The 205-nt window shown below is 42.0% G+C and carries 1 tRNA gene; it reads right to left on the reverse strand.

The features are described 5' to 3' along the window. Positions 1 to 77: 77 nt before the first annotated feature. Positions 78 to 153 (reverse strand) — tRNA-Ala (locus AB4138_RS23175). Between the last annotated feature and the right edge of the window lie 52 nt (positions 154 to 205).

Genomic DNA, 205 nt, shown 5'->3' on the forward strand with positions numbered 1-205 from the left:
TTCCAAATTGTTAAAGAGCTAGATATTTCAAAAGAAATAACCATTTTTAAAGATTCTTAAGGAAGAACACTTAAAGATGGTGGAGCTATGCGGGATCGAACCGCAGACCTCCTCGCTGCCAGCGAGGCGCTCTCCCAGCTGAGCTATAGCCCCATCTGGAAAAGTATTTCCTACTCTTAACTTATTAAACCATCAATCTGTGTGG

Origin of the sequence: Vibrio sp. 10N.286.52.C3 (genome assembly GCF_041468865.1) — a bacterium.
Lineage (GTDB): Bacteria > Pseudomonadota > Gammaproteobacteria > Enterobacterales > Vibrionaceae > Vibrio > Vibrio crassostreae_C.